General features: G+C 72.1%; 18 protein-coding genes, 1 pseudogene and 1 riboswitch. Of the genes and pseudogenes, 8 read left to right on the forward strand and 11 right to left on the reverse strand.

The window, feature by feature from the left end; translation table 11 throughout:
• Entirely contained in the window at positions 1-1,680 is a 1,680-nt protein-coding gene (locus ACIP94_RS24260; RefSeq protein WP_402429268.1) for an FAD-dependent oxidoreductase, read from the reverse strand.
• A gap of 129 nt (positions 1,681-1,809) precedes the next feature.
• On the opposite strand from ACIP94_RS24260, the gene ACIP94_RS24265 reads away from it, so the two are divergent.
• Entirely contained in the window at positions 1,810-2,679 is an 870-nt protein-coding gene (locus ACIP94_RS24265; protein WP_402429271.1) for a universal stress protein, read from the forward strand.
• Between the two features lie 111 nt (positions 2,680-2,790).
• On the opposite strand, the gene ACIP94_RS24270 is transcribed toward ACIP94_RS24265, so the two are convergent.
• From ACIP94_RS24270 to ACIP94_RS24285, 4 genes are all read right to left on the reverse strand, one after another.
• Positions 2,791-3,546: a dienelactone hydrolase family protein gene (locus tag ACIP94_RS24270; RefSeq protein ID WP_402429274.1), complete on the reverse strand. Its 756-nt coding sequence runs from the start codon at positions 3,544-3,546 to the stop codon at positions 2,791-2,793.
• A 306-nt stretch (positions 3,547-3,852) separates the two neighbouring features.
• Complete coding sequence (locus tag ACIP94_RS24275) at positions 3,853-6,402, reverse strand: SpoIIE family protein phosphatase (RefSeq protein WP_402429277.1); 2,550 nt, start codon at positions 6,400-6,402, stop codon at positions 3,853-3,855.
• Positions 6,403-6,541: 139 nt separating this feature from the next.
• Positions 6,542-8,473, reverse strand: a complete 1,932-nt coding sequence (locus ACIP94_RS24280) for an AMP-dependent synthetase/ligase (RefSeq protein WP_402429280.1) — start codon at positions 8,471-8,473, stop codon at positions 6,542-6,544.
• A gap of 181 nt (positions 8,474-8,654) precedes the next feature.
• The gene (locus tag ACIP94_RS24285; protein ID WP_402429283.1) at positions 8,655-9,605 is read right to left on the reverse strand and encodes a TauD/TfdA dioxygenase family protein; all 951 of its coding nucleotides are present in this window, start codon (positions 9,603-9,605) and stop codon (positions 8,655-8,657) included.
• A gap of 237 nt (positions 9,606-9,842) precedes the next feature.
• Here ACIP94_RS24285 and efeU point away from each other — a divergent pair, with 237 nt between their 5' ends.
• Positions 9,843-12,035 carry an iron uptake transporter permease EfeU gene (gene efeU / locus ACIP94_RS24290; RefSeq protein ID WP_402429285.1) on the forward strand — a complete coding sequence of 731 codons (2,193 nt, stop codon included), beginning with the start codon at positions 9,843-9,845 and terminating at the stop codon, positions 12,033-12,035.
• Between the two features lie 47 nt (positions 12,036-12,082).
• Entirely contained in the window at positions 12,083-13,363 is a 1,281-nt protein-coding gene (gene efeB / locus ACIP94_RS24295; protein WP_402429694.1) for an iron uptake transporter deferrochelatase/peroxidase subunit, read from the forward strand.
• Here efeB and ACIP94_RS24300 read toward each other — a convergent pair.
• Positions 13,294-14,403, reverse strand: coding sequence for an LLM class flavin-dependent oxidoreductase (locus tag ACIP94_RS24300; RefSeq protein WP_402429288.1), 1,110 nt, complete (start codon positions 14,401-14,403; stop codon positions 13,294-13,296). The two genes, efeB and ACIP94_RS24300, sit on opposite strands and share 70 nt — an antisense overlap.
• 242 nt (positions 14,404-14,645) lie before the next feature.
• Here ACIP94_RS24300 and ACIP94_RS24305 point away from each other — a divergent pair, with 242 nt between their 5' ends.
• Positions 14,646-16,112: an aminotransferase class V-fold PLP-dependent enzyme gene (locus tag ACIP94_RS24305; protein WP_402429291.1), complete on the forward strand. Its 1,467-nt coding sequence runs from the start codon at positions 14,646-14,648 to the stop codon at positions 16,110-16,112.
• Between the two features lie 45 nt (positions 16,113-16,157).
• On the opposite strand, the gene ACIP94_RS24310 is transcribed toward ACIP94_RS24305, so the two are convergent.
• Positions 16,158-16,973, reverse strand: coding sequence for an ABC transporter permease subunit (locus ACIP94_RS24310; protein WP_402429294.1), 816 nt, complete (start codon positions 16,971-16,973; stop codon positions 16,158-16,160).
• On the reverse strand, positions 16,970-17,914 hold the full coding sequence (locus ACIP94_RS24315) for an ABC transporter ATP-binding protein (protein ID WP_402429297.1): 945 nt from the start codon (positions 17,912-17,914) through the stop codon (positions 16,970-16,972). The genes ACIP94_RS24310 and ACIP94_RS24315 overlap by 4 nt, the downstream gene beginning before the upstream one ends.
• Before the next feature lie 263 nt (positions 17,915-18,177).
• On the opposite strand from ACIP94_RS24315, the gene ACIP94_RS24320 reads away from it, so the two are divergent.
• Together ACIP94_RS24320 and ACIP94_RS24325 are read left to right on the forward strand one after the other, a co-directional pair.
• Positions 18,178-18,951, forward strand: coding sequence for an NPP1 family protein (locus ACIP94_RS24320; protein WP_402429300.1), 774 nt, complete (start codon positions 18,178-18,180; stop codon positions 18,949-18,951).
• 173 nt (positions 18,952-19,124) lie between these two features.
• A pseudogene (locus tag ACIP94_RS24325) lies at positions 19,125-19,820 on the forward strand (chitinase); the annotation flags it as partial.
• Positions 19,821-20,020: 200 nt separating this feature from the next.
• Here the strand turns inward: ACIP94_RS24325 and ACIP94_RS24330 are convergent.
• The 3 genes from ACIP94_RS24330 to ACIP94_RS24340 form a co-directional block, all read right to left on the reverse strand.
• Positions 20,021-21,385, reverse strand: a complete 1,365-nt coding sequence (locus ACIP94_RS24330; RefSeq protein WP_402429303.1) for an FAD-dependent oxidoreductase — start codon at positions 21,383-21,385, stop codon at positions 20,021-20,023.
• A gap of 104 nt (positions 21,386-21,489) precedes the next feature.
• Entirely contained in the window at positions 21,490-22,599 is a 1,110-nt protein-coding gene (locus ACIP94_RS24335) for a PP2C family protein-serine/threonine phosphatase (protein ID WP_402429306.1), read from the reverse strand.
• A 207-nt stretch (positions 22,600-22,806) separates the two neighbouring features.
• The gene (locus ACIP94_RS24340) at positions 22,807-24,330 is read right to left on the reverse strand and encodes an NlpC/P60 family protein (RefSeq protein WP_402429309.1); all 1,524 of its coding nucleotides are present in this window, start codon (positions 24,328-24,330) and stop codon (positions 22,807-22,809) included.
• Between the two features lie 8 nt (positions 24,331-24,338).
• Positions 24,339-24,511: riboswitch (cyclic di-AMP (ydaO/yuaA leader) on the reverse strand.
• A gap of 390 nt (positions 24,512-24,901) precedes the next feature.
• Here ACIP94_RS24340 and ACIP94_RS24345 point away from each other — a divergent pair.
• Both ACIP94_RS24345 and ACIP94_RS24350 read left to right on the forward strand, forming a co-directional pair.
• A complete protein-coding gene (locus tag ACIP94_RS24345; protein WP_402429313.1) occupies positions 24,902-25,429 on the forward strand; it encodes a hypothetical protein in 528 nt (175 codons plus the stop codon).
• A 171-nt stretch (positions 25,430-25,600) separates the two neighbouring features.
• Positions 25,601-25,798: a hypothetical protein gene (locus tag ACIP94_RS24350; RefSeq protein ID WP_402429316.1), complete on the forward strand. Its 198-nt coding sequence runs from the start codon at positions 25,601-25,603 to the stop codon at positions 25,796-25,798.
• Positions 25,799-26,034 lie beyond the last annotated feature (236 nt).

A 26,034-nucleotide genomic window follows, 5' to 3' on the forward strand; every position in this document is an offset into this window, starting at 1 on the left:
TCATGACTGCTCCAGATACCGGTGGACGAGCATCACGGCCATCGCCCCCTCGCCCACCGCGGAGGCGACCCGCTTGGCGGACTCGGCGCGCGCGTCGCCCGCCACGAACACACCGGGGACATTGGTCTCCAGGTGGTACGGGGGCCGGTCCAGTTCCCAGTCCGGCGGGGGGTTCCCGTCGCTCGTCATGTCGGGGCCGGTCAGGATGAACCCGTGGTCGTCGCGCAGCACGGTCCCCTCCAGCCAGTCCGTCAGCGGAGCCGCCCCGATGAACACGAACAGCCAGGGCGTGTCGACGAGTTCGGTCTCTCCTGTTCTCACGTCCCGCAGCGTCAGCTGCTCCAGGTGCTCGCAGCCGTGCGCCGACTCCACCACGGTGCCGGTGCGCACGACGATGTTGGGCGCCTCGGCGATCTGCTGGACCAGATAGTGCGACATCGACGCCGACAGCGACTCGCCGCGTACGAGCAGGGTGACCGACTTGCAGTTCCGGGACAGGTACATCGCGGCCTGGCCCGCGGAGTTGGCGCCGCCCACGATGTACACGTTCTGGCCCGTGCAGGAGGACGCCTCCGTCAACGCCGCGCCGTAGAAGACCCCACGCCCCGTCAGCTCCCTGAGGCCCGGGGCCGCGAGCTGCCGGTAGGACACACCGGTCGCCAGGATCACGCTGTGCGCGGAGATGGCGGGGCCGTCCGAGAACCGCACGATCCGCGCGGCCCCGTTGACCTCCAGGGCGGCCACCTCCCGCGCGGTGAGGATCTCCGCGCCGAACTTCTTCGCCTGCCGTCGCGCCCGGTCGGTCAGCTGCGCGCCCGACACCCCGTCGGGGAAGCCGAGGTAGTTCTCGATGCGGGAACTCTGCCCGGCCTGTCCGCCGGTCGCGGACCGCTCCACGAGAAGCGTCCGCAGCCCCTCCGAAGCCCCGTACACCGCGGCCCCGAGTCCGGCGGGCCCGCCGCCGATCACCACGAGGTCGTAGAACTCGGCGGTCGGGTTCGTGGCCAGTCCCACGTGCGCCGCGAGCTCCGCGTCCTCCGGCTCGACCAGCGGTGTGCCGTCCTGGGTGACGACGAGCGGCAGCCGCTCCCCGTCCTGACCGGCCGCTCCCAGCAGCCGTCTGCCCTCCGGGGTGTCGACCGAGTACCAGCGATAGGGCACCTGGTTGCGGGCCAGGAACTCGCGGACCTGCGAGGAGCGGGCCGACCAGCGGTGCCCCACCACCTTGGTGGTGGGAACCGGCCGGTAGTCGGATGTCCGCCAGGCCTCCAGCAGATCGTCCAGGACCGGGTAGAGCTTCTCCTCCGGCGGATCCCACGGCTTGAGGAGGTAGTGGTCGAGGTCGATGACATTGATCGCGTCGATGGCCGCGTTGGTGTCCGCGTACGCGGTCAGCAGCACCCGCCGTGCACCGGGGTAGACGTCCAGGGCGAGTTCCAGGAACTCGATGCCGTTCATCTCCGGCATCCGGTAGTCGGCCATGATCACGGCCACCAGATCGCCGCGCAGCTTCAGCTCCCGCAGCGCCTCCAGGGCGCTCTCACCGGACTCGGCCCGCACGATGCGGTAGGACTCGCCGTAGCGGCGCCGCAGATCACGGGCCACGGCACGCGACACCCCGGGATCGTCGTCCACGGTCAGGATGACGGTCCGTGCAGCCGCGCTGGCAGCCTGTGCCATAGAGTCTCCCACCCCGAACTCTTCGCTCTCGCCCATCGTATGTTCGGTCCTGCGGTTTCGCTTCGGAACGCGGTGAGCGTCCAAGCCGGTAGCGTGTGATCGTCTGAGCGCGAACGAGGAGGCAGCCGTATGACCCGCCCCGTCACCGTGGGAGTGGACGGATCACCGGAGAGCGCCGCCGCGGCGGCCTGGGCGGGCCGGGAGGCGGTACGGCGCGATCTGCCGCTGCGGATCGTGCACGCCTGGCAGTGGCAGTCCTACGACCTCGCCCCGGCCGCCGACCGGGAGGCGCAGGCCGGATGGGCGCGGCGGATCGCACAGGAGGCCCGGGCGACGCTCGCCGCGCGGCATCCGGGGCTGGCCGTGACCGCCGAGGCCATCGAGGGCGGGCCGGTCGGGACGCTGGTCGCGGAGGCGGCCGCGGCGGAGCTGCTCGTGCTGGGCTCGCGCGGGCACGGCGCCCTCGTGGGCTTCCTGCTGGGCTCGGTGGGCCGCCAGGTGATCGCCGAGTCCGCCACGCCTGTGGTGCTCGTGCGCTCGGACGATCGGGCCACGGCCGAGGCGGCGGGCCGGGAGATCGTCGTCGGCCGGCACGGGGATCCGGAGGACGGCACGGCAGCGCTCGCGTTCGCCTTCGCGACCGCCGCCGCCCGGGGAACGGGCGTGCGCGTCGTACAGGCCTGGAGTCTGCCGCCCGTGTTCGCCTACAGCCCCGCCTCGCTGAAGCTGCTCGACGAGGCCGGCGGCCTGGAGCCGTACGAGCGCAAGGCGCTCGAGGAAGCGCTGCGGCCCTGGCGCGAGCGGTTCCCGGAGGTACCGGTGACCGAGCACGTGGAGATGGGCAGCGCGGGCCAGGTCCTGCTGGACGCGGCCGCCGGCGCCCAGCTCGTGGTGGTGGGACGGCACGCGAGCCGGCCCGTGGGTCCGCGCATCGGCTCGGTGGCGCATGCGCTGCTGCACCACGCGCCCTGCCCGGTGGCCGTCGTACCGCCCGCCTGATCCGGCCGGCTCCGGTTCGGCGGACCGGGCACGGGCACGCGGGCGACCGCCCCGGCGCGCCGCGAAGGGTCCCGCCGGGGCGGTCGCCTCACCCCGTCGCCTGGACCGCGCCTACAGGGCACGGTCCAGGAGGGCCAGCAGTTCCGTCCAGTGGCGTTCCGCCGCCTCGGCGTTGTAGTGGGAGGTGTCGGCCTGGGTGAAGCCGTGCGGGGCGTCGGGATAGACCTCGCACCGGTGGCGCACCCCCGCCTCCGTCAGCGTCTTCTCGAGCCGCTCGATCTGCTCCGGCGGCAGCGAGGCATCGTGGTCAGCGTGGCCGAAGTAGGCCTCCCCGGTGATGCGGTCGGCCACCAGGTGGGGGCTGTCGGGGGAGTCGGTGGCCAGCCGTCCGCCGTGGAAGCCGGCCACGGCGGCGACGCGCTCCGGGTGGGTGCCGGCGGCGCGCAGGGAAAGCCGGGCACCCATGCAGTAGCCGGTGACGCCGACCGGCCCCTCGGCGGCTTGCGGGCAGTCGGCCAGCCAGCGCAGATAGGCGTCGGCATCGCGGTCGGCGACCTCGGGCGTCAGCTCCTGGATGAGCGGCATGAGCCGCTGGAAGAGCTCCGGCCGCTCGGACGTGTCGATGAACTCGGGCATTTCCACGACGGGCGCGCGCCCGTGCCGGTAGTAGAGATTGGGGACGAGCACGGTGTAGCCGTTCCCGGCCAGGCGGTCGGCCATCGCCTTCAGACCGGGGCGCAGTCCGAAGGCGTCCATGTAGAGCAGGACCGCGGGGTGGGGGCTTTGATCGTCCGGGTAGGCCAGATAGGCGTCGGCCGTACCGTCCTGGGTGGGGATGTCCACGGACGTTCCACGAACGGCGGTCATACGGGGGTCTCCTGCCTCTCGACGTCAGGCCGGCGGCGATCCGGCCGGGCCTGCGGACAACATCATCCCAACGCCGTCCGGTGGCCTGCGTCCGGGATCACCGCGGGCCCGGATCCGCGCGCCGGTACGTGCATGCGGATGGCGCTCGGAAGCCGCGTGGCGGGCCGCGGCGTGGGCTGGGACATCGACCGGTACGCATCGAACCGCCCAGGTGACGGGTGATCAGTACCCGCTCCCCGGGCTGATCGTCGCGGTCGGTGCGGGGATCGCGGACCGCAACCCGGGCCGCACCCGGCCGTGTTCGCGCTATACCTCGCCGAGACCGCCGGCGTTCTCGGTCCCGAAGACGTCGTCGATGCCCTCGGTGCCATGGAGACGGGTCGCGAGGAGGAGCGCGATGTCGTCGGGGCGGTCCGCCGTGTGCCGGGCCCGCTCGGTGAGCCGGTCCGCGATCCCCGTGAGCGACAGGCCGCCCCCGCGGTGGGTTCCGTACTTCGCGCGGGACAGCTCGGCGCGCAGCGCCTCTACCCCCTCGTCGATGTCGGCCTCCGGCCGCTCCACCAGGCCGTCAGTGTACAGCGCCAGCACGGCACCGGGCTCCAGCCGCAGATGGGTCACCGGATAGCCGGCCTGGGGATCCACCCCGAGCACCAGTCCGCCGGGCAGGTCCAGGACGTCGGTACGGCCGTCCGGATGGCGCAGCAGCGGCTGCGGATGTCCGGCCCGCGCGGCCCGGGCGTGCCCCGTGACCGGGTCCAGCCGGACATAGCAGCAGCTGGCGAACTGGCCCGGGTCGAGGTCGATCAGAAGCCGGTTGGTGCCGCTCATCACCTGGTGCGGGGCGTGGTCGCCGAACGCGAACGCCCGGACGGCGCTGCGCAGTTGCCCCATGGTGGCCGCGGCCTGCACCCCGTGCCCCTGGACGTCGCCGATGACCAGGGCCAGGCCGTCGCCGGCCTCGATGACGTCGTACCAGTCGCCGCCCACGTCCATGCCCTGGGTGCCGGGCAGATAACAGCCCGCCGTCTCCACCTGCGGGTGGGTGGACAGCCGGTGGGGCAGCAGGGCCTCCTGAAGACCGCGGGCGAGGGCGGCCTCGGAGTCGTAGCGCTGTGCCCGCTCCAGGGCCTGCGCGATCAGCCCGGCCAGCGCGGTGAGCACCGTGCGCTCCTGGTCGCTGAAGGTGCGGGGACTCTCGAAGCCGAGGACGCAGGCGCCGACCGACCGCCCGGAGGCGATCAGCGGCAGAAAGGCCCGGGAGCCCTGGGTGGTGTCCAGCGGCATGCCCGGGAAGGCGGCCGCGAGTTGCTGCATCGACTCGAAGAACAGGGGGCGGCCCGTGGTGAGCGTCTCCACCCCCGGCAGTTTGGAGTCCAGCCCCACCCCGTCGAACTGGGAGAGGTACCCCGGCGGGAAGCCCGTCTCCCAGGCGAGGTACAGATGCCGGTCCTGCAGCAGGTAGATGGCCAGCCGGTGTCCGCCGAACGTGGGCAGCAGCTCGCGCATCACCACTTCGGACACCTGGCGCGCGGTCACCGCCTCGGACAGCGCGATCGCGAGGATGACGGGACGGTACACCGGCGCCGGCGAGTCCCATGTGCTCAGATGGTCCGCGGCTCCGGTCGATGTCGCGCTCAGCGAGGTCGCCTCCGCGGTGTGACCGAACGGCATCACCCGGCAGGTCAGGACATCCGTGCCCGGATAGACCGAAAGGCTGAGCCAGTCGCCGTCCCCCTCGTCGTCGGCACCCGCCGTGGGACGGCGGACCTGGAAATGCACCGGCTCCGGAGCCAGCAGCGCCGCGCGCAGATGGTCCTCGTACGCGGGCCGGTCCAGCCAGGGCAGGGCGTACCACAGGTGCCGGCCGACCAGTTCCTGCGGCGAGCGGCCGAGCAGGTCGCCGGCGCGCGGGTTGACGTAGGTGATCAGGCCCATCCGGTCGAAGGCGAACACGCCGTCGGGCAGCAGGTCCGTGGCACCCTGCGCGGCGGGGCCCGGTCCCGGATCGACCACGAGACCGCCGACGCGGTGCGGCCCTCCCGGTGCCGGGTTCTCCGTCCAGAACTCCAGCAGCCGCTGTCCGCCGTCCTTGGCCCGCACCCGCAGGGGACGGGTCGGCGGGCAGCCGCCCGCGGTCTCGCGCAGCGCCGACAGCACCAGGCGCGCGTCGTCCGGTGACACTGCCTCGGCGAGCGCCTCGGGCGACCCGGCGAGGTCCTCCACGGCGCCCCCCGACAGCTCCTGGAAGGTGTCGTCCCCGGTCACCGTCGCCTCGGTCGGGTCCCAGACGAAGTGCCCGATGCGGCCCCGGAGCCGGGCGGCGGCCGGGGGGCGCATGGACAGCGGCGGGCCGTCCCAGACCACCGGGTTCCCGGCCTTCTCCAGGGCACCGAGGGCCTCGGCGAGGCGTTCCGCGGTCGCCATCATCCGGTCCAGGTCGGGCAGCGCCTCGACGGCCTCCTGCTCCGAGGGGCGCAGCACCATGAGCACGCCGTACGTGGTCGTGGCACCCACCACGGGCACGTACACCGAGCCGAAGCGGAACGGCAGCCCGGCCGCCAGCTGGGGGTAGCGCCGCATCGTCTCCGTGGCGTCGCTCAGCAGCACCGGAGCCCCGAGCCGGAAGGCGTCCGCGACGGGGAACGGCCGGTCCAGGTGCAGCCGTGACCAGGGCCGGAACAGGCTCGAGGGCAGCCCGGCGAGCACGGCCAGGCGCAGCACCTCTGGCGTGCTCGAGCGGAGGTACATACCGCCCACCAGGCCGCCGGCGGCGTGGATCGCGTCCGCCACGGCGCCGGTCAGCACGGCGGTGGGCATGCCGGGTGTGCTGTCCGCGCTCTCGGCGCTCCCTTGCATCGGTCTGCCCTCGTCACGGGCCGTCGGGTCGGGTAACACAGCAAGAATGCGCCGTATCGCCCCGCCCGCGCATCCGGACGACCCGGGGCGGCGCACTCCACCGGCCGCGGCCCCCGCCGGCGCATGCCGCGCCGCCCGCCTACCTCACCCGGCGGAACACGTCGTCGTAGTCGTCCCAGGCCGGTGGCTCCTCCGCTCTCCGCTCCCGGGGGACGCGCGACGAGGACTGGTACATGGCGTCGATATCGACCGCGTACCGGCGTGTGACGGCGTCCCGGCGGAGCTTCATCGACGGCGTCAGCAGTCCGCTCGCGACATCGAAGGGCTCGGGCAGGATCCGGAAGACCCGGATGGATTCCGACCGGGACACCGTGGTGTTGGCCGCGGCCACCGCCCGGGTGATCTCCTGGCGCAGGGCGTTCTCCTCCCGTGCCTCCCGCCCCGCCGTGTCGCCCTGGGTGGAAAGACCGCCGCGCCAGTGCGCCACGAAGTCCGGGTCCAGTGTGATCAGGGCGCCCACGCAGGGACGGTTGTCGCCCACGACCACGGCCTGGTGGATGAGCGGATGCGCCCGCAGCCGCTCCTCCAGGGCCGCCGGGGCGACGCTCTTGCCGCCGCTCGTGACGATGATCTCCTTCTTGCGGCCCGTGATGGACAGATAGCCGTCGGAGTCCAGATGCCCGAGGTCGCCGGTGGCCAGCCAGCCGTCGCGCAGCGTCGCACGGGTGGCGGCGTCGTCGTTGACGTACCCCTGGAACACCGACGGTCCGCGCACCAGGATCTCGCCGTCCTCGGCCACCCGGACCTCGACCCCCGGCAGGGGGGTCCCCACGGTGCCGGACTTCTCCCGCCCGACGGGCTGCGCGGTGATGCCCCCACCCGTCTCGGTGAGTCCGTATCCGTCGTGGACGAAGATCCCGATACCGGCGTAGAAGAGGGCCAGTTCACGGTTCAGCGGCGATCCGCCGGAGACGGCGCCGTAGACCCGGCCGCCCAGTGCGGCGCGCAGCTTCCGGTACACCGCCTTGTCGTACAGGGCGTGCTGAAGCCTCAGATCGATACCTGGGCCGGACCCCGCTCCCATCCGGTGCCGCTCCACCGCCAGGGCGTAGTCCTGCGCCGTGCGCACGGCACGTTCGAACAGGGCGCCACGGCCCGCCTGCTGGGCCGTGCGCAGGAAATTCTTGTACAGCTTCTCGAAGACGAACGGGACCGCGTACAGATAGGTGGGGCGGAAGGACCGGAACGCCGCCGCCAGGGCTTCCGCGGTGAGCTCGGGTTCATGGCCCATGAGCAGTCCGCCGCGCAGACACAGTCCCTGGATCATCAGCCCGTACACATGGGAGAACGGCAGGAAGGCGAGGACGGCGGGCTGTTCGCCGGGCGGCGCTCCGGTGTGCCCCCAGCCGGCCAGCAGCGTGTCACAGGGGCTCGCCAGATTGCGGTGGCTGAGGGCGCAGCCGCGGGGGTGACCGGTCGTGCCGGAGGTGTAGGCGACGACCGCGGTGGAGTCCGGCAGCACGATGCGGCGGAGCGAGTCGATCGTGGTGGCCGGCACCGGACGGCCCCGGAGCACCAGGCTCTCCAGTGCGCCGGAGTCCAGCTGCCACACATGCCGCAGCTGGGGCAGGGACGCGCAGACCGACCCGACGGTCATGATGCCCTGCTCGTCCTCGACCACCACCGCGACACAGGTGGCGTCCCTGAGGATCCACTCGACCTGTTCGTGCGAGGACGTCGGATAGATCGGTACGACCTCGGCCCCGATCGCCCAGAGCGCGCAGCTGAACAGGGTCCACTCGTAGCGGGTGCGCGCCATGACGGCCACGCGGTTGCCGGGGCGGATGCCCGAGGCGACGAGTCCCCGGGCCAGAGCGACCACCTCGTCGCGGAGTTCGGCCGCCGTCACCTGGGTCCAGGGCGTGTCCGGGGGACCGTTGCGGCGGGCGACCACCGGCAGGGCGGGGTCCCGTTTCGCCGTCTCGAAGACGCTGTCGGCAAGCCCTCCCGACATGACCGGTCCGGACGCCGTCGCCGGGGCGGCCGCCCCGGCGTTCCCGAAGTCGCGCATGCGCCGTTCCCGAGCCCTTCCTGCGACGCCGCCGACGGGTGCGGCACCGGCGGGGCTCGAATCTAGCCCAGGTTGCCGCCCGACGTGGGGGGAACCGAAGAGGAATCCACACGAGAGGGGAGTGCGGACTCCGCGGGACCGGGGGGCGCCCGTCCATGGGCGCCCCGTGAGGCCCGCCGGCTCACCAGCGGCCGGGCTCCGTGCCGGTGATCGGCTCCGAGGGCCGGCCGTCCGGGCCCACCGGGACCTCGCCCGCGAGCATCACCCGGTGCATGATCCGGGGGTGTTCCGGGGTGACCAGATCGGCGGGGGCGAGATGGATGGTGGCGCGGTTGTCCCAGAAGGCGATGCTGCCGGGCTCCCAGCGGAACCGGACCGTGTACTCGGGGCGGGTTGCCTGTTCCAGCAGCATCCGCAGCACATGCCCGCTCTCGGCGCGGGAGAGTCCGAGGATCTGCTCGACGTAGTAGCCGTTGACGAACAGCGATCGCTCGCCGGTCTCGGGATGCACGCGGACGAGGGGATGCTCGGAGGCCACCTGGTGGTCCAGGAGATGGCGCAGATACGCGTCGTCGCCGGGCCGCGCCTGGTAGCCGACGCCGAGCCGGTGCTCGGCCCGCAGACCGTCCACGAAGCGCCGTACGGGCTCCGACAGGCCCGCGTAGGCGGCCGCCAGATTCGACCACTGGGTGTCCCCGCCGTACGGCGGCACGGTCTCGGCCCGCAGGATCGTCGCCGCGGGCGGATCGATCCGGGCGCCGTGGTCGCAGTGCCAGCCCCGCAGCGGGGAGTGGCGCCGGCGCCGTAGCCACTCGTCGTGCTCCATGCCGTAGCGGCCGCCCAGTTCCAGCCGGTCGGCCGTGGTCTCGATCTCCGGGAAGTCCGCGGGCGAGGCGCTGCCACGCCGGCGCAGGACGACGGGGTCGCCGAACCGCCGCGCGAGCGCGATATGCGCGGCATGGTCCAGTTTCTGGTCCCGGAAGAACACCACCTTCCAGCGCAGTACGGCCGACCGGATCGCGGCAACCGCCGCGTCGTCCAGATCGCCGGCCAGATCGACCCCGGTGATCTCGGCGCCGATACGGCCCGCGACGGGCCTCACCGAGATCACGGTTCCGCTCTCCGTCGTCATACGGCCTCCATTGGTCGTGCGGGCGGGCGTCACGGGCCTCAGCATGACCCGTCCGGGGTCCGTGCGAAAGATCACACGGGCGCCGTGCCGCCGGCCTCGCGTGGGTGCTTTTACCGTTCCATTGCCTTCTCATGGGCGATTGACGACACACCTGTAGTCATGATGGTTCGGCGCAAGTAAGGTATGCCTTCGCTAACCTGCACGACCGTCGGCGGGGGGCGTACATGGGAGGGTCGCATGTGGGATGACGCGTTTCCGAGCTTTCTCATCGGACTGAGGGAAGGGCTCGAAGGCGGACTCATCGTCTCCCTCCTGATCGCCACCCTCGTACGGGCGGGTGCCAAGTCCCGGCTGCCCCAGGTGTGGACGGGAGTGCTGGCCGCGATCGCGCTCGCCATGAGCTTCGGCGCGGTCCTGACGTTCACCGCCGCGTCCCTGTCGGCCACCGAACAGGAGGCGTTCGGCGGCGTCCTCAGCGTGATCTCCGTCGCGTTCGTCACCGCGATGGTGTTCTGGATGCGCCGCTCGGCCCGCAGCCTCTCCGGTGAGATCAGGCACAAGGTCACCGAGGCGCTCGCCATGGGCGCGGGCATGCTGATCGTCACCTCGTTCCTCGCGGTGGGCCGCGAGGGCCTGGAGACGGCCCTGTTCCTGTGGACCACGGCCCGTGCGGCCGGAGAGTCCGCCGGTCCGCTGACCGGCGCCGGAATCGGCCTGGTCCTTGCGGCGGGCCTGTGCTGGGGCCTCTACCGCCGGGTGCTGAAGATCAACCTGACCAGGTTCTTCACCGCGACCGGCGCGGTCCTCATCGTGATCGCCGCGGGTGTGCTCGGCTACGGGCTGCGCGATCTCCAGGAGGGCGGGATGCTGCCCGGTAAGGGCGCGTACGCCGTCGACCTGAGCGGCAGCATCGACGCGGGCTCCTGGTACAGCACCCTCGTGCAGGGTGTGTTCAACCTGATGCCGACGATGACATGGGTGCAGGTCGCGGGCTATGTCGTGTACCTCTCCACGGTGATGACGCTGTTCGTGCGCGGCGTACGCGCCGCCCCGTCCGCCAAGCCCCAGGCCGCGGGGAAGGCGCCCGGGAAGTCCGAGGCCGCGACCGAGGCCCCCGGGAAGCCCGAACCCGCGACCGAGGACCCCGGGAAGTCCGGGCCCGAGGAGAAGGCGGAGCCCGCCGCGCAGGCCCCCGGGAAGTCCGAGCCCGCCGCGCAGGCGTCCGGCTCCGAGCCTGCCCCGCGCGCCCCCGAGCCGGTCGCCGCCCGGCGTCGTCGTCCCGTCTGGGTGGTGCCGGTCGCCGTCGTCGCCGTGCCCGGCGTTCTCGCCGGGCTCACCGTCGCCCTAAGCGGCTCGAAGCCCGCGGGCGCCCAGACCGTCGCCGTCTCGGAGACCGAGTGCGGCAAGGGGTTCAACGCGCCCCGGCCCGGCCGGCAGACCTTCCAGATGCACAACACCGGGGACAAGACCTCCGAGGTCTACCTCGTCGACCCCGCCACCAACGCGGTCTACGGCGAGATCGAGGGACTGGCCCCCGGCACCACCCGCGACCTCGTCGCCACGGTCGCCGGCGGCAGCTACGCCTGGCGCTGTGTGCCCACCGGCGGCAAGGCCGTCACCTCCCAGGCGGTCCGCGTGACCGGCGGCAGCGGCGCCAGGGCCGTCGTACCCGTCTCCGAGAACGACCTCGCCGCGCCCCTGAAGGCGTACAAGGCCTACGTCGGCCAGGGCCTGGCCACCCTCGTCACCCAGACCCGGAAGCTGAGCGACGACATCGCCGGCAACCATCTCGACACGGCGCGCACCGACTGGCTGACCGCCCACCGCACCTACTCCTCGCTCGGCGCCGCCTACGGCACCTTCGAGGACTTCGACAAGAAGATCAACGGGCGGGCCGACGGGCTCCCCGGCGGGGTGAACGACCAGGGCTTCACCGGATTCCACCGAGTCGAGTACGGGCTGTGGCACGGCCAGTCCGCCGAGCAGATGAAGGCTCCCGCCCAGCAGCTCGCCGACGCGGCCGCGGGGCTCCAGAGGGCGTTCCCCACGCAGACCTTCGACCCCGGCGACCTGCCCCTGCGCGCCCACGAGATCCTGGAGAACACCCTTCAGTTCGAGCTGACCGGCGACGCCGACCAGGGCAGCGGCACGGAACTGGCCACCGCGGACGCCAATCTGTCCGGCACCCGTGAGCTCCTCACCGTGCTCACGTCCCTGCTCACCAGCCGCGCCCCGCACCTGCTCCCCACCGTCGACGCGGACATCGCCCGGGTGCAGAAGCTGCTCGACGCCGCCCACCAGGGCGACTCCTGGACCCCCGTGGACCGCCTCGACGCGGCCACCCGCGCCCGTCTGAACGGGGCCGTAGGACAGCTCCTCGAAGACCTCGCCCCCATTCCGGACCTGCTGGAGATCCGGAAGTCCGCCTGATGACCGACCCGCGCACCGACCGCGTGACCACCGAAGGGAACCTCCGCATGCCGTCCGCCGAAACGCCCGCCCACCCGGGCGGCTGTCCCGCCGGTGCCGGCCGTCGCTCCTTCGTGAAGACGGCCCTGGGTGCGGGAGCCGCCGGCGCCGCCCTGGCCGGCGGCGGGTTCGCCCTCAGCCAGACCGGCACCACCGAGGCCCGCGCCGCGGACGGCACCGACGCCGCGAAGGTCCCCTTCCACGGCACCCACCAGGCGGGCATCATCACCCCTGCCCCGGCCGCGGCCACCTTCGTGTCCCTCGACGTCATCGCCGACAGCCGCCAGGAACTCGCCGACCTGTTCAAGACCGTCACCGAGCGGGCCCGCTTCCTCACCGCCGGCGGCACCCCGCAGGACCTGGGCGTCGGTGCCCCGCCCTCCGACAACGGCATCCTCGGACCGGAGGTCCCCGCCGACGGGCTCACCGTCACCGTCGGCGTCGGCGCGTCTCTCTTCGACGACCGCTTCGGTCTCGCCGCGGCCAAGCCCCGGCGGCTCACCCCGATGCGCACGTTCCCCAACGACAACCTCCGGCCGGCCGAGTGCCACGGCGATCTGTCCCTGCAGATCTGCGCCGCCCGCCAGGACACCGTGCTGCACGCACTGCGCGACATCGCGCGGCACACCCGGGGCGGCATGCAGATCAGGTGGCGCATCGACGGCTTCCAGAACACGCCCCGTCCCACCGGCGCCCAGCGCAATCTGCTCGGTTTCAAGGACGGCATCGCCAACCCGGACGTCAGCTCCGCGCGGGAGACGAGCCGGCTGATCTGGGTGGGTGAGGGCCAGGGCGAACCCGCCTGGGCCACGGGCGGCAGCTACCAGGTCATCCGGATCATCCGGATGCTGGTGGAGTTCTGGGACCGGGTCTCGCTGACCGAGCAGGAGAAGATGTTCGGCCGCCGGAAGGACACGGGCGCGCCGCTGGACGGTGCCAAGGAGACCGACACCCCCAACTACGCCAAGGACCCGCACGGCACGGCGATTCCGCTCGACGCCCACATCCGCCTCGCCAACCCCCGGACCGAGCGGACGGACAGCTCCCGCATCCTGCGGCGGGGCTACAACTACGACCGGGGGGTCGACAACGTCGGCAACCTCGACATGGGACTGGTCTTCTGCTGCTACCAGCAGGATGTGCAGCGCCAGTTCGAGGCCACCCAGACGCGGCTGATCGACGAGCCCCTCGTCGACTACATCTCGCCGACCGGGGGCGGCTACTTCTTCGCCCTCCCCGGCGTGAAGAACTCCTCGGACTGGCTGGGACGCGGACTGCTGGCCGGCTGACAGCCCTCGACCGTCACCCCACGCTCAGCCGGCCGCCAGCCGAGTGCCGGGCCCAGCCTGGTCGCCATGTCGGTGAGGATCTGCACATAGTCCTCGTGCTCGAAGGTGAACGGCAGCGCGAACGCCACCTCCGTCACCTCCCGGAACGCGGCATGCGCGTACAACTGTTCGGCGATCCGCTCGGACGGCCCGACGAGGTCCGGCGCGAACATCATCCGTGCCGGACCCTGCGGGGCCGCCGTGCGCGGCATCCGCTGCGCCGCGTACGCCTCGTACTTGGCGCGCTGTCCGGGCGAGGCGCTGTCGGTGGGGATGACGACCAGGCCCTGCGAGACACGGGCGCGGTCGCCGTCGGGGTGCCGGGCGCGGAAGGCGCGGATGTGCGAGAGCTGCACCTCGGCGAAGTCTTCCGACTCCTCGGCCTTGACGACGCTGCTGGTCAGCAGATTCATCCCGTGCTCGCCGGCCCACCGGGCGGAGCGCAGGCTCCCGCCGCCGTACCACATGCGCCTTCCGAGACCGGGCGACACGGGCTGCACCCGGTTCGAGAACACCTCGAAACCCTCCACACCGCTGAAGTCGGTGGCGGGCTTTCCACGGACACAGTCCAGCAGCCGCCGCACGCGCTCGTATCCGAAGTCCTCGGTCTCGGCCGTGTGCGGGTAGAGCGCCTGCTTCACCCGGTCGTAGTGCATCGGCGGGCCCACGCTGACCCCCGGATTGAGCCGGCCCCCGGAGAGGATGTCCACGGTCGCCAGGTCCTCGGCGAGCCTCAGCGGGTTCTCCCAGCCCAGCGGGATCACCGCCGTGCCCAGCTCGATGCGGCTCGTACGCTGGGAGGCCGCCGCGAGCACGGCGACGGGCGAGGAGATCCCGTACTGAAGATGACGGTGGCGCACCCAGGCGCTGTCGAAGCCGAGCCGCTCGCCCAGCTCGATCATCTCCAGCGTCGACTCGTGCCCGCGGCGGGGGTCGGCCTCGTCGAACAGTCCGATGGTCAGGAAGCCCAGCTTCTCCAGTGGTGTCGAGGTCGGCGGCACAGGGCTCCTCCGGGGTCCATGGCGTCTGCGGCGTACGCCGTTGCCTCGTTCGATTCTCGCAGGTGATCGTTGCACGGGTGTGACGAGACGAGCGCCGTACGGGGCGCCCGCGCGGGACGGCGCCCGGGGAAGATCTCCTCCCGTGGCCGGGGCACATGTCCCGTCGAACAGGCGGAGGATGAGGGCGGCCCGTTCCATGACGGTGAGGGGACGAGGCGGCCGGCCGGACCCGAGGGGGACATGTGGAACACGCGCAGAGCGCCGACGGCATACGCGGGGCCGAGGGCAGCGGGCCGGCCGGCGCGGCCGACGACTTCGCCCGGTTACGCGCCGACGAGTTCGGCTACCTCGACGCCGGTGGACACACCTACCTCGACCACACCGGAGCGGGACTGCCCCCGCGCTCCCTGGTCATGGGCAGCGCGGAGCGGATCACCGGCGGTCTGTTCGGCAATCCGCACTCCGAGAGCCCGGCCTCCCGCTCCTCCGGCCGGTTGCTGGCCGAGGCGCGGCAGGCGGTGCTCCGCCACTTCCACGCGGACCCGGCCGAGTACGCGGTGGTGTTCACCCCCAATGCGACCGGCGCCCTGCGGCTGGTGGGAGAGGCGTACCCGTTCACGCGCCGCGGCAGGCTGGTGATGTCGCTGGACAACCACAACTCCGTGAACGGGCTGCGTGAGTACGCCCGTGCGAGGGGGGCGTCCGTCGTCTACGTACCGGTGGGCGGTCCGGGCCTGCGGCTCGACGAGCAGCGGCTCGAGGCCGCGCTGACCGCCCGCCCACGCCCTCTGGGGCGCGGGCGCGGCCACGCGCCTGGACTGCTCGCCTACCCGGCGCAGAGCAACTTCACCGGCGTGCGGCATGCGCTGGACTGGATCGCCCGGGCCCAGGCGCTCGGCTACGACGTACTGCTCGACGCCGCCGCCTTCGTCCCCACCCATCCCCTCGACCTCGGCCGAGTGCACCCGGACTTCACCGTGGTCAGCTGGTACAAGGTCTTCGGCCACCCCACCGGCGTCGGCAGCCTGATCGGGCGCAAGGAGGCGCTCGCCCGGCTGCGCCGTCCCTGGTTCTCGGGCGGCACGGTCCACGCGGCCAGCGCGCAGGCGCAGTGGCATGTCCTGGCCGCCGACGAGACGGCCTTCGAGGACGGCACCGTCAACTTCCTTGCCCTGCCCGATGTCACCGCGGGACTCGCATGGATCGACGAGATCGGGGTGCACCGGGTGCGGGCCCATGTGGCCGGGCTGACCGACCGACTGCTCGGCGGGCTCGCGCAGTTGCGCCACAGCGACGGCTCACCCCTGGTGAGGGTGTACGGGCCGGGGGCGGGGGAGCCGGACCGCGGCGGTACGGTGGCGCTCAACGTGCTGGACGCGGAGGGCCGTGTCGTCGACGAGCGGATCATCACCCGGGACAGTGCCGCACGCGGCATCTCCGTGCGCACGGGCTGCTTCTGCAACCCGGGCGCCGGCGAGGCGGCCTTCGCCCTGCGGCTGCCCCGGCTGCGCGCGGCCGTCCGCGGCCGGCCGGACTCCCTCGAGGGCTACGTGGAGGCGCTGGGACTGCCGTCGGCGGGCGCGGTCCGGGTCTCCCTCGGGCTGCCGTCGCAGCCGGGCGACGTGGACGCGTTCCTGCGCTTCGTCCGTGAGACCTACCGCGACCGAAGCCCTGCCTCCGATGGCCTGCCGGCGCGGGCGGGCTGCTGAGGACGCCGGGGGACGGGGCGCCGTAGCGGCGCCGGTACGACGGGATCAGGCGTCCCGTCGTCTGAGGGCCACCCCCGCGCCGGCCAGCGCGAGCAGCGCGTAGAGGCAGAACACCGCGAACCCCGTCCAGGGCGCAAGAGTGTGGGGCTGCTGCTGCACATGGACGAGGCCCTGGCCGGCCGTGCTCGGCAGATACGGATTGATCACGTCGAGCCATGACGAGGGGAGCGCCTGGGCGAGCAGCGGAAGTACCAGCAGCACACCGAACAGGGTGGCGATGCCGCCCGCCGTGTTGCGGATCAGCGCGCCCAGGGCCACCCCGATCACGCCCACGACGGTGAGATACAGACCCGCGCCGAGGACCGCGCGCGGCACACCGGGGGCGCTCAGCGACGTTCCCATGTGCGCGCCGGACAGCGCGAACTGCCCCAGCAGGAACGCCGCCAGGGCGGCCGTCGTCATCGACGCCCAGGCCACCGCCGCGTACACCAGGACCTTGGCCCACAGCACGGGAAGGCGGCGCGGGACCGCGGACAGGGACGCCCGGATCATCCCGGTGGCGTACTCGCCGCTGATGACCAGCACGCCCAGGACGCCCACGGCCAACTGGGCCAGGAAGAGGCCGCGCAGACTGACCAGCGTCGGATCGAAGGCGAGTCTCTCCTCCGGGGGAAGACGGTCCCAGCGCACGGCGGTGAAGTAGCTGAACAGAAAGCCCAGGCCCGGCATCGCGACGACGGCCGCGAGCAGCGTGAAGAGCGTGGAGCGCAGCGACCGCAGTTTGATCCACTCGGAGCGGATCACCCGAAGCTGGGTGACGTTACCGCGCTCCGCCTCCGGAATCGCCGTGGCCGTCGTCATCCCACACGCCCTTCCCCGGCCGCGCCGACGAGTTGCGCCGCCGGTGCCTGGTACTCCAGGGCGTCCCGGGTCAGTTCCATGAAGGCCTCCTCCAACGACGCCTGCTGAGGCGTCAGTTCGGCCAGAGCGACGCCGTTGTCGGCGGCGATCCGCCCGATCCGCTCGCTGGCGAGGCCCGTCACCTCCAGCACCCCCGGCTCCCGCGAGGTGACGGACACACCCGGGCAGGCCAGAAGGGTGCCGAGCCGCTCCGCCTCATCGGCACGCACCCGCACCACGTCCCCGGCGGCCCGGGCGATGAACTCCGCGACCGATGTGTCGGCGATCAGCCGTCCCCGCCCGATCACGATCAGATGCTCGGCCGTCAGCGCCATCTCCGACATCAGGTGTGAGGACACCAGGACCGTACGCCCCTCGGCGGCCAGCTTCTTCAGCAGAGTGCGGATCCAGACGATGCCCTCGGGGTCGAGGCCGTTGACCGGCTCGTCGAGCAGCACCGTCGCCGGGTCGCCGAGCAGCGCGCCGGCGAGGCCCAGCCGCTGCCCCATGCCGAGCGAGAAGCCGCCGACCCGCTTCTTCGCCACCTCGCGCAGGCCGACCAGGTCGATCACCTCGTTCACCCGGCGCCGGGAGATGCCGGTGGTCGCGGCGAGCGCGAGCAGATGGTGGTAGGCGCTGCGCCCGGTGTGGACGCAACGCGCCTCCAGCATCGCCCCCACCTCGTGCAGCGGTGCCCGGTGTTCGGCGTAGCGCCTGCCGTTGACCAGGGCGCGGCCCGTGGTGGGCGCGTCCAGCCCGAGCAGCAGCCGCATGGTGGTGGATTTGCCGGCCCCGTTGGGCCCGAGGAACCCGGTCACGACGCCGGGGCGGACGGTGAAGCTCAGGCCGTCGACGGCGGTTCGCTCTCCGTACCGCTTGGTGAGGGAGTGGGCCTCGATCATGAAGTGTCCTCGCTCATGATCTCCACCCTCGTACGCGCCCCGCCGCCTGTCGCGCGGGACTGCTCCGCCCGGAGTCGCCCCGCCGGCGACGGCTTCCTCGGAAGCCGCCCGGCCCGGCTTCGTCCGGCAGCCGCTCGTCGAACGGCCTTCACCGGTCCGGCCGCCGACATCCGCCGTGCCCCAAGGGTTCCACCGCGTTGTTCTGGGCATGTCAATCGGTGCGCAACGCAACCCCCACCGTCGCCGCCCTCGAGGAGGACGCAGTGAAAGCGCAGAAGGGCCCGAGATTCCGCAGGCTGTCGCTGGTCGTCGGCACCGCCGTCGCGCTGGTCGTCGCCTTCCCCGGCATCGCGCCGGCCGACCCGCCCAGGGCGCTGCCCGCCCATGCGGACGATCTGGAGCAGACCTTCCAGCCGGCCTATGACTACGACACGGACGGCTGCTACCCGACACCCGCCATCGGCCCCGACGGAACCCTGAACGGGGGGCTGAAGCCGACCGGGGCGCTCAACGGCAGCTGCCACGACGCCTCGGACCTCGACAACACCAACGGCTACAGCCGTTACAAATGCGACAACGGCTGGTGCGCCATGCTGTACGCCCTCTACTTCGAGAAGGACCAGGCGCTGCCCGGCATCAGCCTCGGCGGCCACCGCCACGACTGGGAGCATGTGGTGGTGTGGGTGCAGAACGGCCAGGCCCAGTACGTCTCCACGTCCGCCCACGGCGACTTCGACATCTACAGCCGGGACCGGATCCGCTGGGACGGCACGCACCCCAAGATCGTCTACCACAAGGACGGCATCGGCACCCACTGTTTCCGCCCCGCGAACAGCAATGACGAGCCGCCGGAGAACCACCGCCACACCTGGCAGTTCCCCGCGCTCGTGGGCTGGAACGGCTACCCCGCCGGGATCCGCGACAAGCTGAGCCAGGCCGATTTCGGCAGCGCCCACTTCGGCCTGCGCGACGACAGCTTCGCCTCCCATCTGGCGAAGGCCGAGCCGTCCGGGATCCCATTCGACCCGAACGCCTGACGGAACCGCCCGGCGCCCGTGGCCGACGGGCGCCGGCCCGGTGTTCCCAAGAGCCAAGTACTGGTCTCTACCAAGTACTTGACACTCCCTTGGTTCACTTCTCAAATCGCGGTCTGAAGTAACTCTCACCTCACCCCCCACGTGAAAAAAGGGAGAGTCATGCGCTCCCCTGCACGGTCCGGGCGAACGGCGGCGATGTGATCCCGTCCTTCGGTGGCTACAGCGGCAACAAGCTGGAGAGTTCCTGCTCCAGCGCGGGCGAACTGGCGGGTGCCTACCAGAAGGTGATCAACACCTACGGGCTGAAGGCGATCGACATCGACATCGAGGCCGACGCCTACAGCAACCCGGCCGTCCAGCAGCGCACGGTCGACGCCCTGAAGACCGTGAAGGCGGACAACCGCGGCCTGAAGGTGTACGTCACCATCGGCACCGGCCAGAGCGGCCCCGACACCAGCCTGATCAACCGGGCCGCGGGATCGGGCCTCACGGTGGACAGCTGGACCATCATGCCCTTCGACTTCGGCGGCGCCGGCCAGAACATGGGCACGCTCACCCTGCGCGCGGCCGAGGGCCTCAAGTCGGCGCTGAAGAACGCCTACGGCTACAGCGACGACCAGGCCTACCGCGACGACCAGGCCTACCGCGACATGGGCATCTCCTCGATGAACGGCGTCACCGACCAGAACGAGACGGTCACCGTGGCCGACTTCCGCACCATCCTCGGTTACGCCCAGCAGCACCACCGGCTCACCTTCTGGTCCGCCAACCGCGACCGACCGTGCACCGGGGGCCCGGCCGACAGCTGCTCCGGCGTGAGCCAGCAGCCCTGGGACTACACCCGCGTCCTCGCCTCCTACACCGGCTGACCGAGGCCGTCCCACCCCCCCACCCCGTCACGGCCGGCCACCGGTCGCTGGTTCTACGTCGTCAAACCCGGCGCCACGGCCGCACAGATGAACGCGGCCCTGGCAGCGGGTAAGAACCTCCTGTCGCCTACCCCTGACCGGTCCGCAGCGAGGCCGCCGGCCGGGGCGTCCGGCCGGCGGCCTCCATGCTCAGGTGCGGCTCAGGCTCCGCTCTCGCGGAGCATGTCCTCCCGCTCGACGAGCTTCACGCGCTCACGGCCCTGCGGCGCGCCGAGCGCCTTCTCCGCGGCGTCGAGGCGGTACCAGCCCTCCCAGGTGGTGTAGCGGATGTTCCGCTCGGCCAGGAAGCCCTCCACCGCCTCGGGCGCGGGGGCGGCGGGCGTGTGCAGCCGCCCGGCCGCGTGGTCGTCCAGCAGGTTGGCCACCGTCTCGTTGGCGTCGCCCTTGGTGTGACCGATCAGGCCCACCGGGCCGCGCCGGATCCAGCCGGTGACATAGGTGGACTGAAGGTGCTCCCCGCTCTCCTCCACGACCCGCCCGCCCCGGTCCGGCACGGTTCCCGACGCGAGGTCCCAGGGCAGCTTGGGCAGCGGGTCCGACAGATATCCCACGGCTCGGTAGACCGCGGTCACGTCCCAGTCCCGGAAGGTCCCCGTGCCCTTGACGTTGCCGGTGCCGTCGAGGGCCGTGCGCTCCGTGCGCAGACCGACGACCCTGCCGTCCTCGCCGAGGATCTCGGCGGGCGACTCGAAGAAGTGCAGGAAGAGCTTGTGCGGCCGGCCGCCGACGTCCCGGATCGCCCAGTTCTCCAGTGTCTTGGCGACCATGTCGGCCTGCTTGTTGCCGCGCCGCGTCGCGATCGAGCCCTCGTCGTAGTCGATGTCCTCGGGGTCCACGATGACCTCGATGCTGGGGGAGTGGTCCAGCTCCCGCAGCTCCATCGGGCTGAACTTCGCCTGCGCGGGGCCGCGGCGGCCGAAGACATGGATCTCCAGGGCCCTGTTGGCCTTGAGGCCGTCGTAGACGTTCGGCGGGATCTCCGTGGGCAGCAGTTCGTCCGCGGTCTTCGCCAGGATGCGGGCCACATCGAGCGCGACATTGCCCACGCCGAGGACGGCGACCTTCTCGGCCGTGAGAGGCCAGGTGCGCGGCACGTCCGGGTGTCCGTCGTACCAGGAGACGAAGTCGGCCGCGCCGTAGGAGCCCTCGAGGGCGACGCCGGGTATGTCGAGCGCCCGGTCGGCCGTCGCGCCCGTGGAGAAGATCACGGCGTCGTAGAACGTGCGCAGGTCGTCCAGGCTGATGTCGGACGGGTAGTCGACGTTGCCGAAGAGGCGGATCTGCGGCTTGTCGAGCACCTGGTGCAGGGCCGTGATGATGCCCTTGATCCGCGGGTGGTCCGGGGCGACGCCGTAGCGTATGAGGCCGAACGGGGCCGGCATCCGCTCGAAGATGTCGATGGAGACACCCGGCTCGGCGGCCACCTCGGATTTGAGCAGGGCGTCGGCGGCGTAGATCCCGGCGGGGCCGGCTCCGACGATGGCTACCCGTAGGGGGCGCGGCATGTTCAGGTTCCCTTCGAGCGGTGACAGACGGCTCGTCGGAAACCCTAAACTAAGGCAAACCTTACTTGGTACGCGGGTCCCCTCTATGACGTCATAAGGCAGCTTTATGCGTCGCCCCGGGGCTGCGGGGTGAGCACGAGCATCGTGGCGTCGTCACGGACGGAGCCGCAGAAGCGCAGAAGATCCTCCCACACTTGCCCGGTCGTCCTGGCGGGCTCGGCGTCGGCGAACTGGGGGAGCCGGTCGATCAGGGGATAGAACGCCCCGGTCGCGTCCCGTGCCTCCCAGATGCCGTCCGAGGCCAGAAAAAGCCGGTCGCCGTGTTCCAGCGGGCAGGTGACCTCGTCGTACGTCCCTCCCTCGGACAGCCCGATCCCGAGGGGCGTTCCGGAGGACACCTCCACCTCGGTGGCCTTGCCGTCGTGGAGCAGCACAGGCGCCGGACTGCCGCAGGCGATGATCCGTACCGTCCGAGCATCCGGGGTGAACTCCAGCAGCACCGCCGTCGCGAACAGCTCCGCGAGCCGGGCGTTCCCGGAGTCCACGAGCAGCCTGCGGTCGAGGCGGGACGCGACCGAGGGCAGATCGGGCTCGTCGAGCACCGCTTCCCGGAAGGCCCCGAGCAGCGAGGAGACGGTCGAGACCGCCGACAGCCCATGCCCCTGCACATCGCCCATGACCGCCCGTACCCCGGTGCAACCCTCGCGCACATCGAAGAAGTCGCCGCCGACCAGCGTCCCGCGCTGGGCCGCCCGGTACAGACCCGTGCACCGGACCGGCCCCACCCGCTCGGGCAGCGGGGGAACGAGCGCGTTCTGGGCCGCCTCGGCGACCGTGCGTTCCATGTTCAGCTGGGCGTCGCGCTGGCTGCGCACATACGACACGAACACGCTCAGCAGCGCGACGAAGCTGATGGTGAGCAGATCCGTGCTCCCCGGCCGGTCCAGATGGAAGACACGGGTGTGCTGCAGCCCGACGACGAGGAGGCCGAGCGCGGCGGTGCCCGCGGGCCCGTAGGACAGGACGGCCAGCGGAGGAATGGCTCCCAGGAGGAAGCCGATGTCCAGCGGCGAGGGTATCGTCAGGCTGACGATCGCCACGGTGATCAGCAGGATCACGGGCAGCACCTTCACCCACCAAGGGGGCGGCGCGCCGCTCAGCCAGCCTCGCTGGTCCCCTTTCCGGTGGGCCCGTGTGACGGCCAGGCTTTTCACATCCCCTACGCTCCTACGCGAAGCCGCCTGCCGCAATGCCGGCGGCTGCCACGGTGATCTGCCCTGATGCGCTGGTGAGTCGGCCGGAACAGCGGCCGGGACGTCACTTCGAGCACGCTCCGCCGCCGGGGCTCGGCGCATGGCCGACGGGGGCCGGGGAACGGGTCCGGCGGCGGGGGCGGGCGGAGGTGCCCGCCCCCGGTGGCGTCACGCGGGCCGCATCACACTGTGGATCGCCGCCTCACCGGCGTACAGGACCGCCTCCTCGCGGATGAAGGCGCCCGGACCCGGGGCGTGGATCATCATGCCGTTTCCGGTGCAGACGCCGACATGGCCGGAGTCCGGGTTGAAGAACACGAGGTCACCGGGCTGGATGTCGGCGAGGGGAACCGCCGTGCCGACCGCCGACTGGTCGCGGGCCGCACGCGGGAGGGTCACCCCGGCGGCCTTCCAGGCGGCCTGCGTGAGACCGGCGGCGTCGTACGACTCGGGTCCGGCCGCGCCCCACAGACACGGCCTGCCGATCTGCGCACGGGCGAAGGTGACCGCCTTCGCGGACTTCGTGTCGTACCCCGGCTCCTGTGTGCCGCCGATACCGAGGGGGAGCCCGGTGCCGGGAAAGGTCTCGGCGGTGGGGAACGGTTCGGTCGTGGTGGGGAACGGTTCGGTGGTGGTGGGGAACGGTTCGGTCGTGGTGGGGAAGGGCTGGGGGGCGGTGGGGAACGCTTCCGTCGTGGGGAGTTGGGGCGCGGCGGGCAAGGGTTCCGTGGTCGGGAACGCCTGACGGGTCACGAGGAACGGGTCGGGCGCGGGAGGCAGTTGAGGGGCCGTCAGCGCGTCCGTCAGCGTGTCCGTGACAAAAGGAGTCGCCGGGACGGTGGCGGAGGGGCCGGCGCCTGGCGAGACCGCCGGAACGTCCAGGCCGAAGGCGGAGGGCTGTTGGCGCCGCCAGGCCTCCTGGACCGTACGGCCGTCCTGCCCCTCCGCCGTGCGCCCGGTGTCCATCGCGTCCGTCGCGGGCGGGGACTCGATCGCCAGGGGAGCCGAAGCCTGCCGCGCGGCGTGCCGGGCCAGCAGGTCACGGGACGCGCCGAGCTTCTGCCGGGTGCGCTCCTTGGCGGTCCTGGGGGTGGACGACCCCGACTCGACGGCGCCCGCGGGCGGGACCTGGGGCATCCCCGGCCGCTTCTGCGGGGCCGCGGGCAGCGCGGCCACGGGGCCGGCGGTCGGCTCCGCCGCGAGACGCGCGGCCGGCTGGGCGACGGTGGCGGTCAGTTCCGCCACGGGACGCGTGGCCGGCCCGGCGGTGAGCTCGCGGACGGGCCGCTCGGCCAGGCCCGGCTCGCGCAGGACGAGGTCGGTCCCCGGAGCACTCGCCGGGCCCGATGACCCGGCCGGGGCCGGACTGTCCGGCATCCTGTCGCGCGGCAGTGCTGCCGGAACGGTCGGGCCCAGCCGCAGGCGCGCCGACTCGAACCACTGCCGGGCCACGTCGTCGACCACGGGATCGGCGCGTCGGCGCTCCTTGTCGAGCACCGGGTTGGCGCGCCTCGGCATCCCCGTCGCCGCCGCGCGGGTCGCGTTGAAGGTTCCGCTGTCGGTCTCCGCCCGGTCGTACAGGCTGTGGATCCGCTGCCGGACCTCGTCGCGGCTCGGCCCGTCGTCCTCGGTGAACCTGCGCATGCCGGGGAGGCCGAAGCCTCCGGGGCCCGGGGTTCGCTCCGGCGCCATGGGGGTCGTACTCCTTCCGTGCTCCGCCTACCGGGTTAGCTGTCGGGTTCGGGCGGACGGATCCGGAAGGTGTGCCCTACGGCCCGTGCCCCTGCGGGCAGTTGGCCGATTCACCCCGTGGTCGGTTGGGTCCCCGGTTCCGGCGGTGGTCAAGGTTCACCGGATTCGGCGGAGGCCGTGCAACCCGGCGAGGTTCGCCGGAGGGAGTCGCTTGGCCTAGCCGTCAACTTAGCCAACTTGTGTGGCTGGCGTGAAGATTGAAGTGCGATATGTCCGATACCAATGTGTGATTTTCGTCTGGACGTTCGCGTGGAGCTTCGGCTTTTCCCGATGCGATCATGGCCCGGTCGTCGTTTTCCGGGCGGAACGGAGCGCGCTCACGTTCGAGCGCTGCATCGGTGGGGCCGGGCGCCCCCGGGCCGGCAGGGCGCCTCACTGACTCCACCGGGACATCGGCGCCTCGTGCGCGCCCTCGCCTCGCATGTCTGATATTCGGTTATTCAGGCGCTTCAGCATGATGAGTCCGGCGCTTCGGCACGGTGAGGCAGAGCGATCAGGAAGGTCATCCCCCATGCGACGCAGGTCCAAGGCGGACGACGCCGACGCCCGGGCGCGCATCGCCGAGCGCCGAGCCCATGCCGACTACACCGGTGGGATCTACGGCTCCCTGCTCGCCGCCTCGGTGGCGGTCGGCGCCGGCACCCACGGCCCGCCGCCGCGGGGGGAGCTGGTGCTGCTGCTGTTGAGCACCGGCGTGGTGTTCTGGATCGCGCATGTGCACGCCCGGCTTTTCGGCGCCCACCTGGCGCAGCCGACCCGGGACCGCCGGACCGTTGTGAACGTGTGCCGTGACGAGTGGCCGATCGTCAAGGCCGCCGTCCCGCCGGCCGCCGCGGTCGCCGTCAGCCCCCTTCTCGGCCTGGATCTGCGGGGCGCGGTCTGGCTGTCGCTGGCCGTGGCCGTGGCCGGGCAGATGGGCTGGTCGGCCGCCGCCGCACGCCATTCCGGCGCCTCCTGGCGCCTCGTGGTCGTCTCCGCCGCGATCAACCTGGTGATCGGTCTGCTCATCATCGTGTTCAAGATCGCTCTGAAGGACTGACGGCATGGGGCGGACCCGTGCGTTCGGCGGCGGGAAGCCTCCCGTGCGGCAGCGGGTGGCGCTCCGGGACGGTTCACCTGCCCCAGGTGAGGTGCGGGGACGCGCAAGGGCGGACGATCTCGGGAGGGGCGCACTTCGCCCGCCCCCAGGCCATCCGCGAGAGAGCCGCTCATGCGCTATGAGATCCGTGTCGACGGGCAGATGTCGGACACGCTGACCCAGGCCTTCCCGGAACTGGACCACGTGACGATATGCGGCCAGACCGTCCTGTTCGGCCCCGTCCTCGACCAGTCGCATGTCTACGAGCTGCTGGCCCGCTTCCAGTCGCTCGGACTGCACGTCATGGAAATGCGCCGACTGCCGGAGTGACGGCGGACCGCGCCCGCTCACCCGTCCCGGGTGAGGTCCGACGCCGGATGCCGTGGGCACCGACCGCAGCGTCGACGAACTCGCCAAGCTCGCCCGGATCCGCGCCCGTGGCGACATCACGGGCGACGAGAGTTCCGCAGGGCGAAGGAGCTGATCCGTGCGGGGCATGCCCCTCGGGGGCCGCCCCACGGCCGCTCCGGCCCCGGCGCCACCCCTGCGGGTACCACCCCTTGGGG

Origin of the sequence: Streptomyces sp. NPDC093261 (genome assembly GCF_044753645.1) — a bacterium.
Taxonomy (GTDB): Bacteria; Actinomycetota; Actinomycetes; order Streptomycetales; family Streptomycetaceae; genus Streptomyces.